Source organism: Providencia sp. PROV130, assembly GCF_028482225.1.
GTDB lineage: Bacteria > Pseudomonadota > Gammaproteobacteria > Enterobacterales > Enterobacteriaceae > Providencia > Providencia rettgeri.
In genome coordinates, this window is sequence record NZ_JAMPQC010000001.1 from 26604 (window position 1) to 42434 (window position 15831).

General features: G+C 39.2%; 15 protein-coding genes. 12 read left to right on the top strand and 3 right to left on the bottom strand.

All coding sequences use genetic code 11. The annotated features are described in order from the left end of the window. Nucleotides 1-10 precede the first annotated feature (10 nt). Nucleotides 11-1060: an ElaD/SseL family deubiquitinase gene (locus tag PSF28_RS00125; protein ID WP_272684428.1), complete on the bottom strand. Its 1050-nt coding sequence runs from the start codon at nucleotides 1058-1060 to the stop codon at nucleotides 11-13. Between the two features lie 277 nt (nucleotides 1061-1337). Here PSF28_RS00125 and modA point away from each other — a divergent pair, with 277 nt between their 5' ends. Genes modA through modC form a run of 3 tightly spaced genes read left to right on the top strand, consistent with a single transcriptional unit; the run spans nucleotide 1338 to nucleotide 3897 of the window. After that, a complete protein-coding gene (gene modA, locus PSF28_RS00130; RefSeq protein ID WP_247605447.1) occupies nucleotides 1338-2114 on the top strand; it encodes a molybdate ABC transporter substrate-binding protein in 777 nt (258 codons plus the stop codon). Between the two features lie 24 nt (nucleotides 2115-2138). Continuing rightward, the gene (modB, locus tag PSF28_RS00135) at nucleotides 2139-2828 is read left to right on the top strand and encodes a molybdate ABC transporter permease subunit (RefSeq protein ID WP_094962413.1); all 690 of its coding nucleotides are present in this window, start codon (nucleotides 2139-2141) and stop codon (nucleotides 2826-2828) included. Nucleotide 2829: 1 nt separating this feature from the next. Then, a complete protein-coding gene (gene modC, locus PSF28_RS00140; RefSeq protein WP_272684429.1) occupies nucleotides 2830-3897 on the top strand; it encodes a molybdenum ABC transporter ATP-binding protein ModC in 1068 nt (355 codons plus the stop codon). An 84-nt stretch (nucleotides 3898-3981) separates the two neighbouring features. On the opposite strand, the gene PSF28_RS00145 is transcribed toward modC, so the two are convergent. Then, a complete protein-coding gene (locus PSF28_RS00145; protein ID WP_109910960.1) occupies nucleotides 3982-4800 on the bottom strand; it encodes a pyridoxal phosphatase in 819 nt (272 codons plus the stop codon). Nucleotides 4801-5554: 754 nt separating this feature from the next. On the opposite strand from PSF28_RS00145, the gene PSF28_RS00150 reads away from it, so the two are divergent. The 5 genes from PSF28_RS00150 to pgl all read left to right on the top strand — a co-directional run bounded on the left by PSF28_RS00150 (nucleotide 5555) and on the right by pgl (nucleotide 10088). Further along, nucleotides 5555-6523 carry a Gfo/Idh/MocA family protein gene (locus PSF28_RS00150; protein ID WP_117162181.1) on the top strand — a complete coding sequence of 323 codons (969 nt, stop codon included), beginning with the start codon at nucleotides 5555-5557 and terminating at the stop codon, nucleotides 6521-6523. Between the two features lie 14 nt (nucleotides 6524-6537). Continuing rightward, nucleotides 6538-7740, top strand: a complete 1203-nt coding sequence (locus PSF28_RS00155) for a DegT/DnrJ/EryC1/StrS family aminotransferase (protein ID WP_109910962.1) — start codon at nucleotides 6538-6540, stop codon at nucleotides 7738-7740. Next, the gene (locus PSF28_RS00160; RefSeq protein WP_004909135.1) at nucleotides 7737-8165 is read left to right on the top strand and encodes an NUDIX hydrolase; all 429 of its coding nucleotides are present in this window, start codon (nucleotides 7737-7739) and stop codon (nucleotides 8163-8165) included. The genes PSF28_RS00155 and PSF28_RS00160 overlap by 4 nt, the downstream gene beginning before the upstream one ends. Before the next feature lie 31 nt (nucleotides 8166-8196). Beyond that, a complete protein-coding gene (locus PSF28_RS00165; RefSeq protein WP_109910963.1) occupies nucleotides 8197-8991 on the top strand; it encodes an inositol monophosphatase family protein in 795 nt (264 codons plus the stop codon). Nucleotides 8992-9107: 116 nt separating this feature from the next. Beyond that, the gene (gene pgl / locus PSF28_RS00170) at nucleotides 9108-10088 is read left to right on the top strand and encodes a 6-phosphogluconolactonase (protein ID WP_123382144.1); all 981 of its coding nucleotides are present in this window, start codon (nucleotides 9108-9110) and stop codon (nucleotides 10086-10088) included. Nucleotides 10089-10328: 240 nt separating this feature from the next. Here pgl and bioA read toward each other — a convergent pair whose 3' ends face one another. Beyond that, entirely contained in the window at nucleotides 10329-11597 is a 1269-nt protein-coding gene (gene bioA / locus PSF28_RS00175; protein WP_272684430.1) for an adenosylmethionine--8-amino-7-oxononanoate transaminase, read from the bottom strand. Between the two features lie 93 nt (nucleotides 11598-11690). On the opposite strand from bioA, the gene bioB reads away from it, so the two are divergent. From bioB to bioD, 4 genes are read left to right on the top strand one after another with little or no spacing between them, the layout of a single operon-like run. Further along, nucleotides 11691-12728, top strand: a complete 1038-nt coding sequence (gene bioB / locus PSF28_RS00180) for a biotin synthase BioB (protein ID WP_210836052.1) — start codon at nucleotides 11691-11693, stop codon at nucleotides 12726-12728. Continuing rightward, a complete protein-coding gene (gene bioF / locus PSF28_RS00185; protein ID WP_272684431.1) occupies nucleotides 12728-13885 on the top strand; it encodes an 8-amino-7-oxononanoate synthase in 1158 nt (385 codons plus the stop codon). Before bioB ends, bioF begins: the two co-directional genes overlap by 1 nt. Further along, nucleotides 13863-14648: a malonyl-ACP O-methyltransferase BioC gene (bioC, locus tag PSF28_RS00190; RefSeq protein ID WP_272684432.1), complete on the top strand. Its 786-nt coding sequence runs from the start codon at nucleotides 13863-13865 to the stop codon at nucleotides 14646-14648. Before bioF ends, bioC begins: the two co-directional genes overlap by 23 nt. Continuing rightward, complete coding sequence (gene bioD / locus PSF28_RS00195; RefSeq protein WP_272684433.1) at nucleotides 14641-15318, top strand: dethiobiotin synthase; 678 nt, start codon at nucleotides 14641-14643, stop codon at nucleotides 15316-15318. The genes bioC and bioD overlap by 8 nt, the downstream gene beginning before the upstream one ends. Nucleotides 15319-15831: the final 513 nt, after the last annotated feature.

Consider the following 15831-nt stretch of genomic DNA (forward strand, 5'->3'; position numbering starts at 1 on the left):
GAGAGGAATTTCATGATGGTCGGTATTCGTTATCGTAGTAAGTAGAAAATAATTGCCGGCGTTCATGAAGATTAAATTGCTCTTGTTCATGAATTGTTTTATCTAAGAAATCTTGGTGGAATTGTTTGAGCGTTTTCTCAGGATCTTGCTGAATATTTTCAGTTAATTGTTTCATTGCGGCAAGAACAAATAATCCACAGCCATTAGGTACGTTCTGTTGGATGTTTCCTTCTATGTAAGTGATATCTTCTTCAGTAACACCGGCCTTTTTGGCTGCCACTGTTATTTCTTTTCGAATATCGGTACTCACGTTATCGTATGAATTAAATAGAGTGCATTTTCTTTTATTATTTGCTGATTGATGTGTTGGATCTGCTTGATAGAGCACAAACAAGATCCAATGGTTATCATTAACATTGATAGGGAATAATTCGAATTGGTTTAATGTATTGCTATTTAAGACTTTTTGTTCAATTATTTCTGCTAATAAATTGTACCCGCTTTGGGTGAGGCCTATTGAGTCATTGACTGTCATATTTGATGGCAAAGTTGGGTTATTTTTATTGCTTGCGTCAATCTCATCACTTGTTGTCATCCTGTTATTATCCCAAAGAGTGGATTCCGCGGGTTCATTTTTCATCAATAGTTTTGTTAAACCAAGTCTATCAATAACTTTTTCTATTGCAGACCCGACAATATAAAGCAGCTTAGAAGGGGTCGTTAGTTTCGAGTCTTTTAGGTGTTTTTTTATTTTTGTATTAAGGTGTAATTGATATAATTTTTTGCTAGTTTCTTGTATTTCTTTATCTACACCTTTCTTTGCAGGCAGCTTTCCGCTAAATAAATCAAACAGAATATTTTCTGCTTTTCTTCCTTCGCTGTCTTGTCGTAGAGCGATATTGTGTAATAAATCGATACTCTCTAAGTTCCCATCACTAGCCGATTTTGCTAAAGAAGCTAAGGTTTCAGATGCTATTTCTTTATCAAACAGTCCATTAAACTGTTCGACTGTTAATTCTGCAATAAAGTGCGTACTAAGCTTTGTTGGAAAGGCCACCATATAATTACCTTTGCTATGTCGTTTGTAAAAGTGGAATGGAATACTGAAATGTGCACAACTTGTGCCGATAAAGTTATAAGGGGAATAGAAAGTTTTCTATAGCAAAACGATTTGAATGCTTGTGCGTTTTTTAATCGGCTAATTTTTCTTTTAGGGAAAACATGCAACAAAATTGCATCATTTCTTGCGCCAGCACACTTTTATCGCGAGTTTGACTTTAAGTTATCGCTGTGTCCTGTTATATATAACGTGTCGATTAATACTAGGGTAGATAAAAATGAAAAAAGGTTTGGTATCACTTCTCGCGGGCGCAACATTGACGTTAACGATGGCTAGCCATAGCTTTGCAGCAGATAAAATTACGGTTTTTGCGGCGGCTTCTTTGACGAATGCATTGAATGAAATTTCAGAACAATATAAGAAAGACACTCAGGTTGAGGTTGTTGCTTCTTATGCATCGTCCTCAACGTTGGCGCGCCAAATTGAGCAAGGTGCCCCCGCTAATTTATTCATTTCGGCTGACCAACAATGGATGGATTATGCTATCGATAAAAAGTTGATGGTCGAAGATACACGCTATACATTATTAGGTAATGAATTGGTGTTAATCGCACCGAAAGATGCAAAAATTGATAAAGTCGAAATTAATAAACAAACTGATTGGAAAAAACTGTTAGATGGTGGTCGGTTAGCAGTAGGTGACCCTGATCACGTGCCTGTTGGTATTTATGCAAAAGAAGCGTTAAGCAACTTGGGTGCATGGGAAACGGTTGACCCACTATTAGCACGTACGAATAACGTACGTAGTGGTATGGCATTAGTTGAACGTCAAGAAGCGCCTTTAGGTATTGTTTATGGTTCAGATGCTGTCGCAAGCCAAAAAGTTAAAGTTGTTGGTATATTCCCAGCAGATACTCATAAACCTGTTGAATACCCAATGGCAATTGTTAAAGATCAAGATAACCAAGCAACGCGTGATTATTATGAATACTTGAAAACGCCAGCGGCTTCAGAAGTATTCAAACGTTACGGTTTTGAACCTCGTACTAAATAAACGTTAAGAGAGCATTTTTTGCAGATGTTAAGTCCTTATGAATGGGAAGCGATTTACCTAAGTCTAAAAGTATCCAGTGTAGCTGTAATTTTCAGTTTACCATTAGGTATTTTAATGGCGTGGGTATTGGTCCGCTGTAATTTTCCTGGAAAAACACTGCTTGATAGTATTATCCATCTACCACTGGTATTGCCACCAGTGGTAGTGGGGTATTTATTATTGATCAGTATGGGTAAACGCGGTTTTATCGGTGAATGGTTATATAACTGGTTTGGCTTTAGCTTTACCTTTAGTTGGCGGGGTGCTGCGCTTGCGTCTGCCGTGGTTGCATTTCCACTAATGGTGCGTGCTATTCGTTTAGCGCTTGAAGCGGTTGACCAAAAATTGGAATTAGCCGCGAGGACACTAGGTGCGACACCATTACGGGTATTTTTCACGATAACCATTCCGCTTTCTCTTCCCGGTATTATTGTCGGAACAGTGTTAGCATTTGCACGTTCACTTGGTGAATTTGGCGCCACAATTACTTTTGTTTCGAATATACCAGGTGAAACACAAACCATCCCATTAGCGATGTACACCTTAATTGAAACGCCGGGGGCAGAAGTAGACGCTGCGCGGTTATGTGTCATTGCGATTATTTTAGCCTTGATTTCATTATTGATCTCCGAGTGGCTAACCCGCTGGGGTAAAAAGCGTTTGGGAGTGGCCTAAGATGTTAGAACTCGATTTTTCACAAAAATTAGGCGACTTACAGTTAGAAGTTAAAACACAATTGCCAACGGAAAGTATTACCGCGGTTTTTGGGCTTTCTGGTGCAGGTAAAACCTCGCTTATCAATGTAATCGGTGGGCTAACTAAACCGAATAAAGGGCGCATTGTTCTCAATGGCCGTACGTTAGTGGACATTGAAAAGAAAATTTGTTTACCGCCGGAACAACGCCATATCGGTTATGTATTTCAAGATGCACGGTTATTTCCTCATTATCGGGTGAAAAGCAATTTGCGTTATGGCATGGCGCCTGAAATGAAAGCCCGCTTCGACGATATCGTCGGGCTGCTTGGCATTGAAAAATTACTCAATCGCTACCCGATAACCCTTTCTGGTGGCGAAAAACAACGAGTCGCGATTGGACGTGCATTACTTACCGCGCCTGAAATTTTGCTGATGGATGAGCCGTTAGCGTCTTTGGATTTACCCCGAAAACGGGAATTATTGCCGTATTTAGAAAAGCTTTCTCAAGACGTTAAAATCCCCATTTTATACGTCAGTCATAGCCTAGATGAAATTTTGCGTTTAGCAGATAAAGTCATCGTGATGGCACAAGGTAAAGTTAAAGCCTTTGGTGCCCTTGAAGATGTGTGGGCAAGTAGTGCATTGCGCCCTTGGTTACAGCAAGAAACGTTAAGCAGTGTGGTAAGTGCAACTGTACATAGTCAACACCCTGATTATGAGATGACAGCGGTGGTTGTGGGTAACCAAAAGCTGTGGATCCCACGTGTTAACGCACCACAAGGCACTAACGTTCGGATACGTATTGATGCATCGGATGTATCTTTGGTGCTTGAAAAACCACAAGTGAGCAGTATTCGAAATATTTTGGCCGCAGAAGTGGTTGAATGGATTGAAGATGGCGAACAAGTGGATGTGAAGCTAGATTTAGGCGAAGAACATTATTTATGGGCACGTATTACCCGCTGGGCAAGGGATGAGCTGTCTATTCGTAAAGGTAGAAAAGTGTATGCGCAAGTGAAGGCTGTATCGCTATCTCGTCATCTATAATCACTCGTCGTTCTTGGCGTTGTGACAATAGAAAATAAGAAAAGGAAAGCTGAGCTTTCCTTGAATTAATAAAATAATTGGACGTTACAGAACGTACTTACGGATAACTTCAGCAATACCCGGTTCAGTATTAACTCGAGTCACGAGCTTAGCTTGTTGCTTGATTTCATCAACCGCATTACCCATCGCGACACCTAAACCTGCGGTTGTCAGCATACTTAAATCATTGAAATTATCACCAAAAGCGACAACATCATTCATTGTCATCCCTTGGGATTCAACCCATTCCTTTAAGCGTTGGCCTTTACTATTACCTTTACGGCCGACATCCACCTGATCCATCCAAGACCATTCACAATCTAAACCAAAGTCATTTTCAATTTCACTAACGACTTGATGAAGTTGATCTGTATTTGGTGAGCTAACAGCAAATTTCCAAATAGAATCATAGTTATGCATCACATCAGCGTAATCTTCAACAAATTCAATGGTTGGACGCTGTGCAACAGGTAAGGATTCGGCCCAATTTAATGTACGTTTAATGCCTTCTGTTTGCGCGTTATAGAGCATCGCATTATCAACATACATTAAATGTTGAATATCAGTACCACGCAGTTTATCGATCATTTGCGTGACTGAATCGAGGGTCATCGGATTAGATTTTAGGACTTTTTTGCCTAAATAATCGTATAGATAAGTTCCGTTACAGCAGATCGCTGGTGTATCAAGGTCTAAGGTTTGGTAAAACGGATGAATAGCGACATGATGACGACCTGTCACAATGATGACCTTAACGCCTTGGCGACGGGCTTCCTGTAAGACAGCTAGAGATTCCGGTAGAATTTTCTTTTGGTGATCAAGTAGTGTTCCATCAAGATCGAGCGCAATAACGCGGTATGACATAAACGGCTCCACGTGATTTTAGAGTTATCTATACGATGATTGGCAGCATCAGTATAGGAGATGAGGATATATTGAGCACAGCTATAAACTATCATATTCATGTTAGTAAGCTAAGGTTGTTTTATCATCATAGCGGATAATAGTAACGAACTGAACCGTTTTAGTATCACTATTATTTGTTCTTGGCACGATATATATAGTGGTGTTGGTGTCATTTTTTACAGTTAAAGCGAAATTAAACTAATAGCTGCGATAAATTGTAGATAATATTAATTGGCATTGTTAAATCTAGCTGTTGTTGAGGTTGTCTGTCAGAGACAGATATTCCATATTGTTTAGGTAGATACTTTTGATGTGAAAAGCTCAATATCGACTATGATTTTAAAATTTTAAGATAATGAGGCGTTTTTTTAGTAAATTGCAGAATTGAAATTTCGAACGCTCAAAAAGTTGTTAGCATGGACTCATACTACATTGAAGTGATTTGTGGCGAAGGTTATTTAGATAGTATTTAGCATCTTGCTAGTAAGAATAAAGGGTTTATTGTGGTAGCCAATAAAACTTTGATGTTACATTAAAAAATCAAGTTGAAATAATATACTTCGTTATTTATTAAAAATAAACAAGCATAATATAAAAAGTAATTTTCTTAGATTGTTTTCTTTGTAAAATATTAACTAATATGCATGTCGTTTTAAATTGAAAATAAATTTCATGCGAAATAGTTGGGCCATTAATATGGGGATTTAATTATATGAGGTTGGCGATAATTGGATGTGGGAATATTGTAAGAAAGGAACACATACCTGCATTATGTAGTTTGGGGGTGAGTATTAGTGCGCTGTGTGATATATCGATAAGTAATATTTATAAAACAAAATTATTATTAAATTACAGTCCTCCTACTTATTTATGTTATCGTAAAATGTTCGATGAAATTGAGCCAGATACAATTATTATTGCTCTTCCTCATGAGTTATATGAAAATGTAATTTTTTATTGCTGTAAAAATAATATAACAATAATAAAAGAGAAGCCATTTGCTTTAAATGTCATGCAGGCGAAAAAATTAAAGAATTTAATAATTAAAAATGATATGAGATTTTTTACTGTTTGTCAAAAGAGATATACGTTAGCTTATGAAAAACTGAAAGAATATTTAATCTCAACAGAAGAAAAAGTCTCCCAAATAGAAATAAGATACACTATTCCTAGTAAAAATCCAAATAGTGACTGGAGAAGCAGTCATGCGAGTTCTGGTGGTGGTGTTTGGTTGGATATGGGCTATCACATTGTAAATTTAGTAAACTATTTATTTGATGGAGATGAAATTAATGTTAATTACTCTAGGTTAATAAATACTTCTTCTGGTGAATATGATGTTGATGATGTTGCTTTTGTAGAGTTACAATGCAGAGATACAATTATTTTTATATATATATCATGCGTAGGATATAAGAAACATGAAGATGTAACGTTAATAAGTAATAATTGTATTATTTATGGAAATGAAAATATAGTTCAGGTTAAGTCAAAGAAACAAAAAATAATAAATGAATTTAATTTTATTAATGCACTTGAGTCACCATTTGTTCGTATGTATCGAGAGCTTTTTTTCAGTGATTCTCAAGACAGTTTCAATAGTAACTTAGTCAGTTCACTTGCCGTGACCGATATTTTAGAAATTGCTTTCAAAGAAAGTGGTTATAAAGCGATAAAATAAAAAGGAATGGAAGTATGATGAAATCAAAATACTGTAAGTTTAGTCATCCAATTATTACAGATGAAATTAAAGATAGTGTTAATAGGCAACTTTTTGAAGATATCTCAATTTATGATAATGGTGGAATTTACGAGCGCCTAGAAAGTACATTTAAAGAAATTTTTGATGTAGAAAATGCAATTGCTGTTAATTCTGGTACTACAGCATTATTTTCCATGTTTTATGGTGCTGGTATAGGCCGAGGGGATGAAGTAATAGTCCCTAGCTATACATTCTTTGCTACATGCTCTCCACTCCACCAGCTAGGCGCTGAGCTAAAATTTGCAGACTGTGGGGATAATGGCAATGTAGATCCAAAATCCGTAGAAGCCCTGATTAGCGATAAAACAAAAGCGGTGATTATTACACATATGTGGGGGATACCGTGTGATATGGATGAACTGATAGATATATGCGAACGACACGAAATTCTTTTATTAGAAGATAGTTCTCATGCACATGGAGCAACTTGGGATGGCAAAATGATTGGGAGTTTTTCTGATGGTTCTGCTTGGAGTTTTCAGGGTAAGAAAATACTAACTTCAGGCGAAGGTGGCTTCTTTGCCACTAAGCATCGTGAATTCTACGAACGAGCTGTGTTAGTCGGGCATTTTAATAAGCGTGCAAAAAAGGAAGTGAACACTGATAGTTTAAGAGATTTTGCTATTACAGGGACTGGCCTTAATTTACGAATGCACCCACTTGGTGCTTCGGTTGTTATGCCTCAGATGCTAAACTTTGAGCAGATGATGCAAGAAAAAAGGGAAACTGCTCATTTATTGAAAACTGGAATTGAGCAGATCGATGGTTTAAAGATAGTTCGCATTCCTAAAAAAGCGAACCCAGCTTGGTATGCCATGCCAGTTATGTTTGATCAGTCTAAATTTTCAATTGGTCTGCATGAATTCGTAGATATATTAAACCAAGCTGGTGCACTTGAGGCTGATATACCTGGCTCAACGTGCCCTATCAATGAATATTCTCTCTTTCACTCACCAAATAAAATCTCTCGTGACTATGGTGAGAAAATTCGAATTAATAAAGCTTATTTCGGAAATGCTATAAAATTTCACAATAGTATGTTTAAGTTGGATATTTGGTACGGAGAAGAGCGTTTCAATTTTATTGATAATTATTTATCAATCATTTCATCTGTTGCAGAGAAGTATCGAAGATGATAGAAAAATATATCCCTCATTCAGTCATGTCCAAACTTAAAAACTATGATCGTGTTGTTGTAGGCGGTTTAATCAAAGCTGGACATGATTCAAAAATTCTTTTTTTGAAGCGTTCAGAAGGCGAGTTCATGCCAAATGTATGGGAAATTCCTTCTGGTGGCATGGAGTGTGATGAAGATATGCAGACAGCGCTTAGTCGTGAAATCGCAGAAGAAACCGGAATGATAATTATTGAAATTTCTGGGTTTTCCGGTGCGGTTGAGTACCAAGCAATGGGCCAACGTTGTATCCAATTAAACTTTAATGTTTCATGCTCTGGTCATGTTTGTTTAAGCTCTGAGCACTCAGATTTTGCATGGTCTACTGTTGAATCATTCAAGGGAAATCTTGATCGTTTTATGTTGAGAACGTTAGGGTTGCAATGAGTTACCAAAAAGCTAGTTAAGGAGTTCTACAGTGTTAAATATTGCTTTAGAAGCCGCGAATACTGCTAGTAAATATTTACTAAAAGGTTTTTACGAAGCTGGTACATTTACCAGAAAAATAGATAACACCATTGTTACCGCTACAGATCTTAAAGTAGAAAATGTGATAAGAGAAGTACTTCAGGCGAGAACTCCACATATTCCTATTTTAGGGGAGGAGTTCGGAACAAATATTGAAGGTGAATTTTCTACCGGATGGATAATAGATCCTATTGATGGAACACGAGCATTTTTGTATGGCGTTCCATTATTTAGTACGTTAATTGCTTATGTTGAAAGTGGCATTCCCCTTGTCGGAGTTATATCATTTTCCGCTATTGATTCTATATATTATGCATCGTTAGGGAACGGGTGTTGGTCTAAAAAAGGTGATCTTGCACCAAAACGGATATGCACTCAGATAAAAAAAACGAAAAAATTAGGCGAAGCTGTTGTTTCGATATCAGGTATACACAGTACCAATTTTGATAACAGAGAAGGTAACAAAGCTTACAATCTATCAAATGTCGTTAATTCTGCTCAAGATATGGTTTTTATAAATGATTGTTATCAGCATTTAATGGTAGCAGCAGGAAGGATCGATTGTGCTATTGATACGTTAATGAAACCATGGGATATCGCGGCTATTTTACCTTGCCTTACTGAAGCTGGAGTTTATTATGCAAACATTAATGGTAATAAAACAAACGTGATCAATGGGGGAAGTTTGGTGTCAGCATCCTCCTCTGAGTTATTGGATGAATTAATTGTAGCTTTAAATTCATGACGCTGAACTTTGGCGCTATTTACTCACTGTGATTTGCATAATATAGGGTATAGTGAAGCCAATGTAGTGGACTATAGATACGGTTTTGTATTTTTATCATGAATTAAGGAGTCAGGATGAATCAGGTTGTTTATATTGCGAGCCCCGAGAGTCAGCAAATTCACGTATGGTTGATGAATGAGGTTGGGGAACTTACTCTTTTACAAACAGTAAAAACACCAGGCCAAGTGCAACCTATGGTATTAAGCCATGATAAAAAATACCTTTATATTGGTGTGCGCCCGAATTTTCGTGTCGTAACCTATGAAATTGAAGGCAAAGGGACACTGCGTTTAAAAGCAGAAACATCCGTTCCGGGAACGCCAGTTCACTTATCATTGGATAACACGGGCAAATATTTATTTGTTCCTTCATATCATCAACATAATCTATCAGTTCTGACTATCAATGATGAAGGTGTACCAAACCAAGTCGTTCAAGTGATTGAAGGATTGCAAAATCCACATTCGTCTCATGTTGATGTTGATAATCAACAGCTTTGGGTGCCTTGCTTAGGTGAAGACCATATCCGTTTATTCGATTTACATGAAAATGGTTATTTAACCGAAGCAACTGCAGACCAAATTACTACGGCTGAAAAATCTGGCCCTCGTCATCTGGCCTTCCATCCGACTGAAAAGGTCATTTATTGTGTGAATGAGTTAGATTCAACGGTAGGCGTATATCGTAAATTCACTCGCTATCGTAACATGCAAACTTTGGCAAATTACCCATTAGGTAACGAAAGCCAGCGCTGGGCTGCCGATATCCATATTACGCCAGATGGCCGCCATTTGTATGTTAGTGAACGTTCTGAAAGCTACCTCAGCCACTATCTGGTTTCTGATGACGGTTGCGAGCTAACATTAGAAGCACGTTACCCAACAGAGACGCACCCAAGGGGCTTTAATATTGATGCGACAGGTCGTTTCTTAATTTCCAGCGGGCAAAAATCAGACCACGTTTCAGTTTCTGAAATTGACCCGATTACGGGAAAATTGCGTTTATTAGCACGCTATGGGGTAGGGAAAGGACCTATGTGGGTCACCATCCTTTAATCTTCGTCATACTTCGAGCTATAGCGGTGTTGGCTTCACTCGGCTACTTGGGTCACATACTGGTGTATGCTCCCCAAGATATCCTCGATTGCCGCCTTGCTATAACTCGAATTATTTAGAAGATTCTCTAGTTAAAAATCTAGTTAAAAATCTAGTTAAAAATCTAGTTAAAAATCTAGTTAAAAATCTAGTTAAAAATCTAGTTAAAAATCGACTTAGATTAAGATTGAATTTATTGAGTTATCCCAACACTTTTGCCATCGTATTCGTCACTTTGCTCAGTTGCTCTGGGGTGATGATGTACGGTGGCATTACATAAATCAGTTTGCCGAATGGGCGAACCCAAACACCATTTTCCACAAATACTTTTTGCAAAGCCGCTGTGTTTACGGGTTTCTTCATTTCAATCACGCCAATTGCACCGAGAACTCTCACATCTGCTACGCTAGGATGGGCTGCTAATGGTGTTAGCTCAGCTTTAAGTTGTTGTTCAATAGTGGCAATTGTTTTTTGCCAAGGGCTATTGAGCAATAAGGTCAGGCTAGCATCCGCAACGGCACAGGCAAGTGGGTTACCCATAAAGGTTGGGCCATGCATAAAACAACCCGCTTCCCCATTGCTAATAGTTTCTGCAACGTGGCGGGTTGTGATTGTTGCCGAAAGGGTCATATAACCACCGGTTAATGCCTTTCCTAAACACATAATATCGGGCGATATATTTGCATGCTGGCAAGCAAACAATTTGCCGGTACGACCAAACCCCGTAGCGATTTCATCGGCAATTAATAATAGACCATATTGATCACATAAATGGCGAACTCCCTTTAAATATTCAGGGTGATAGATGCGCATTCCGCCAGCGCCTTGAACAATCGGTTCAAGGATGATCGCTGCAATTTCATGGCTATTTTCGGCAAGTTGTACTTCAAGTGGATATAAATCTGCGCTGTCCCATTCATCGTAAAAACCGCATTGAGGAGCTTCCACAAAAATATGCGGAGGTAAATACCCCTTATACAGTCCATGCATTGAATTATCAGGGTCGCATACAGCCATCGCACCGAAGGTATCTCCATGATATCCATGACGTAATGTGAGGATCCGTTGACGCTTTTCCCCTTTGGCTTGCCAATATTGCAATGCCATTTTCAGTGCAACTTCAACCGCCACGGAGCCTGAATCGGCAAGAAAGACACATTCGAGTGGCTCTGGCGTGATTGCTACCAACTGTTTGCATAGATTCACTGCGGGTGGGTGTGTAATTCCGCCAAACATCACATGGGACATTTTCGCTAATTGCGTTGTGACCGCTTGGTTTAATACAGGGTGATTGTAACCATGAATGGCTGCCCACCATGAAGACATCCCATCAATTAATTTTTTCCCATCGGCCATGATTAGCTCGGCTCCATGGGCTTCAACAATCGGATAAGCCGGAATTGGCTGGCTCATCGAGGTATAAGGGTGCCAAATATGTTTGGCATCAAATTGAATATCTACGTTATCCATTCGCTATCATCGTCAACTTTTTTAGATCATTTTAGTTGACATGATAATCGCAATATTTAAACTGGCAACAACTTTTTCAACTGGAGCGTTTCCGTGAGCCAATTAAAACAGTGGACAATAAAACAAGCTAATGAACTGTTTTCAATGCCTTTTTTTGAATTATTATTTCAGGCACAGCAAATTCATCGCCAACATTTCGACCCTCAGCAAGTGCAAGTCAGTACTTTGTTATCGATTAAAACTGGGGCTTGCCCTGAAGATTGTAAGTATTGCGCGCAAAGCGCCCGCTATAAAACAGGGCTAGAAACTGAAAAATTAATGGAAGTTCAGCAAGTTTTGGAATCGGCGAAAAAAGCGAAACAAGCAGGTTCAACTCGTTTTTGTATGGGCGCAGCATGGCGTAACCCAAAAGAACGTGACATGCCCTATTTGGAAATGATGGTGAAAGAAGTGAAGTCACTCGGCATGGAAACCTGTATGACTCTGGGAATGATTGATAACGCCCAAGCTCAACGCTTAGCAGAAGCAGGATTAGATTATTATAACCATAACCTTGATACCTCTCCAGAATACTACGGCAATATTATTACGACTCGCAGTTATCAAGATCGCTTAAATACACTCGAAAATGTACGAGATGCAGGGATCAAAGTCTGCTCGGGTGGGATTTTAGGCTTAGGTGAAAAAGTTAGTGACCGAGCGGCCTTATTAGTCCAATTAGCCAATTTACCGAAACCGCCAGAAAGTGTGCCGATCAACATGTTGATGAAAGTTGAAGGCACCCCAATGGCAGATAACGAAGATGTCGATGCATTTGATTTTATTCGTACTATTGCCGTTGCACGCATCATGATGCCAACGTCATACGTTAGGCTGTCAGCAGGCCGTGAATACATGAATGAGCAAACTCAGGCATTATGTTTTATGGCCGGCGCAAACTCCGTATTCTACGGGTGTAAATTATTAACGACTCCAAACCCTGATGAAAACAAAGACTTGGCGCTATTCAGAAAACTGAATATTAACCCTGAGCGTATTGAAACCGACGAAGGGGATAACCATCAAGCTGCTAAGTTAGCCGAAACGTTGTTAACTGCTGATAACGCTCAATTTTATAACGCAGTAGTATAATGGCTTGGCAATCATTTATACAAAACCAGATAGCGCAGCGTAAGCAGGCGTCTATCTGGCGTCAACGTCAGTGCATTGATCATGCGAATGGTCGGTCTCTTTATTTTTCCGGAAAAGAATATCTCAACTTTTCATCCAATGACTATTTAGGGTTATCTCACCATCCCCAAGTGGTTGCCGCTTGGCAGCGTGGTGCCGATGAATATGGCGTGGGGAGTGGGGGATCGGGACATATCACAGGGTTCACCAAAGCACATGATAAATTAGAACAAGCGCTCGCGGGTTGGCTAGGCTACCCAAAAGCCTTATTGTTTATTTCTGGCTTTGCTGCGAACCATGCGGTGATCACCGCATTAATGACGGAAAAAGATCGTATCTTAGCGGATAAGCTCAGCCATGCATCGATCATGGAGGCCTCAATTCATTCGGGGGCTCAATTAAGGCGCTTTCAGCATAATAATCCATTATCACTCGATAACTTAATCCACAAGCCTATTTCGGGTAAAACGCTTGTTGTGACGGAAGGCGTTTTTAGTATGGATGGTGATAGCGCTCCTCTTCAACAATTACAAGAAATAGCAAGAAATCAGCATGCTTGGTTGATGGTTGATGATGCACACGGTATTGGCGTTATCGGAGAACAAGGCCGTGGTAGCTGCTTTGCGAGTGGGGTTAAACCTGAAATTTTAGTCGTGACATTTGGTAAAGCATTTGGTTTAAGTGGTGCAGCGGTGCTATGTGATGAGCCAACAGCTGAATTTTTTATCCAATCTGCACGCCATTTAATTTATAGCACTTCGATGCCTCCGGCTCAGGCCGTTGCTCTTTTGGCGGCCGTTGAGCAAATTCAGTTCGCAGATCAGGCACGAGAAGACCTTAAGCAACATATTGAATATTTTAGACATAATGCTGATTTTCATGGCATGCAACTGACCCATTCAACGACGGCTATTCAGCCATTAATTGTTGGCGAAAACCAAGCTAGCCAACAGTTAGCCAATTTTTTACGCAAAAAAAATATTTGGGTGCAAGCTATCAGGCCGCCAACGGTTCCGCCTGGTAGTGCTAGGTTACGGATCACATTAAGTGCTGCACACCAACGTCAAGATATCGATCAATTATTGGAGGCTTTACATGACTTTATCGCTCAGTCGTGAAAAGCATAAAATTGCAGCGGCATTTGGCCGTGCAGCTAAGAGTTATGATGCAGTGGCAAGTTATCAACGATCAACAGGAACACAACTCCTTGATCAACTGACTTCAGTCTTAAATTGCTCACAATCAACGGCGCCATTGCATATTTTAGATGCAGGGTGCGGTACGGGCTATTTCAGCCATAAATTAAAAAACCAAGGACACCGCGTTACCGCATTAGACCTTTCTGTGGGAATGCTTGAAATGGCACAAACGAAAGCTGTGGCCGATCATTATTTATGTGCTGATATAGAATCCATTCCATTAGATTCACACACCTTTGATGTGGTTTTTTCAAATTTATCGGTTCAATGGTGCCAAGATCTGAGTAAAGCATTAAGCGAATTGTATCGGGTGACAAAACCGGGTGGAATTGTGGTGTTCACTACGCTTGCAGAGCATTCTCTCACAGAATTATCTTCAGCTTGGCATTCACTTGACGGCTATTCGCATGTGAATTCCTTTCTCAGTGTTCAACAGATACGTAATAGTTGTCAGTCATGGAGACATAAACTTATTTTTCAGAAGGATACACTCTATTTCCCTGAGTTAATAACACTGCTTCATTCATTGAAAGGAATTGGCGCGACACATTTGACCACTGGGCGTAAAGCAGGGCTAGTGACCCGTCAGCATTTACAGCAACTTGCTTTGCTCTATCCAATGACAGAGCAAGGCTTACCTTTAACTTATCATACGGTGTTTGGAGTGATTTACCGTGACTAAAGTGTATTTTGTAACAGGAACGGATACAGAAGTAGGGAAAACCGTTGTAAGTTGTGCTTTACTGCAAGCCGCAGGTTATCAAGGTTTGAATACGGTGGGCTTTAAGCCCGTTGCATCTGGAAGTGAACTCACGGTGGATGGGTTGCGTAATAGCGATGCGTTATTATTACAAGCCAATAGCCGAGTAAAATTACCCTATCAGGCGATTAACCCGATTGTGTTTGAAGCACCTACTTCGCCACATATTATTAGTGAAGAACTAAATCAACCTATTGAATTTTCAATAATCAATCAAGGGTTGGCTTATTTGAAATCTCAAGCTGATTGGTTATTAGTGGAAGGTGCTGGTGGCTGGTATACCCCGTTATCCGTAGAAAAAACGTATGCAGATTGGGTGATTGAGCAGCAGTTACCCGTTATTTTAGTGGTTGGTGTTAAGTTAGGTTGTATAAACCATGCATTGTTAACCATGGAATCTATCGAAGCTTCAGGTTTGCCTGTGGTTGGTTGGGTCGCCAATGAAGTTGAACCGGCTGGTCGTTTTCAAGCACAATATTTGTTGACACTTAATCGAATGATTAAGGCACCTTGTTTAGGTGTGATCCCACATCAAGACACACTTAACGGTGAATTAGGCAGTTATTTGGATCTTTCTTTATTAACTCTTTGATTATATAAAATTTATAAATATTTTCCCCAAGTAGGTCAAGTGCTTGGGGATGATCAATTGTTAAATAGAGATCCGATCTTTTTTAACGTTCTCAACTGAAATACTGTCAAGTATTTCAGTAAAAATACCACTCAGATCTTAATAAAAAATATAAAATCTGTTTTTCATCGCAGTTACTACGTAAAAATTTTTTCATTAAACTGCCATCTTTTTGTCATTTAGCCTCTATTGAACAAATCTTAGGGATCTTGTGAATCCATGAGCCTAAAGGGCTTCAAGAGTTATCCACCATTTCTGTGGATAACCTTGTGTATTAACGTTATAAAACAAGTTCTACGCTAGGCGACAAGCGGCTTTGACTTTATTTGATGTGATTCTGGACTTTAAATTAATTTATAATAAATACAAGTGGTTAAATAAAATCAAGCCTTCAATTTGTATTTGAGATACGGCATAAAAATGCAATAGCATAAAATATAAAGTTTCAAAAAGGTCAAGCACTTTTTTGGGGAT

Coding starts and splice junctions, on each gene's coding strand:
- PSF28_RS00125 (WP_272684428.1), bottom strand. CDS start 1,060: ATGGTGGCCTTTCCAACAAAGCTTAGTACGCACTTTATTGCAGAATTA.
- modA (WP_247605447.1), top strand. CDS start 1,338: ATGAAAAAAGGTTTGGTATCACTTCTCGCGGGCGCAACATTGACGTTA.
- modB (WP_094962413.1), top strand. CDS start 2,139: ATGTTAAGTCCTTATGAATGGGAAGCGATTTACCTAAGTCTAAAAGTA.
- modC (WP_272684429.1), top strand. CDS start 2,830: ATGTTAGAACTCGATTTTTCACAAAAATTAGGCGACTTACAGTTAGAA.
- PSF28_RS00145 (WP_109910960.1), bottom strand. CDS start 4,800: ATGTCATACCGCGTTATTGCGCTCGATCTTGATGGAACACTACTTGAT.
- PSF28_RS00150 (WP_117162181.1), top strand. CDS start 5,555: ATGAGGTTGGCGATAATTGGATGTGGGAATATTGTAAGAAAGGAACAC.
- PSF28_RS00155 (WP_109910962.1), top strand. CDS start 6,538: ATGATGAAATCAAAATACTGTAAGTTTAGTCATCCAATTATTACAGAT.
- PSF28_RS00160 (WP_004909135.1), top strand. CDS start 7,737: ATGATAGAAAAATATATCCCTCATTCAGTCATGTCCAAACTTAAAAAC.
- pgl (WP_123382144.1), top strand. CDS start 9,108: ATGAATCAGGTTGTTTATATTGCGAGCCCCGAGAGTCAGCAAATTCAC.
- bioA (WP_272684430.1), bottom strand. CDS start 11,597: ATGGATAACGTAGATATTCAATTTGATGCCAAACATATTTGGCACCCT.
- bioF (WP_272684431.1), top strand. CDS start 12,728: ATGGCTTGGCAATCATTTATACAAAACCAGATAGCGCAGCGTAAGCAG.
- bioC (WP_272684432.1), top strand. CDS start 13,863: ATGACTTTATCGCTCAGTCGTGAAAAGCATAAAATTGCAGCGGCATTT.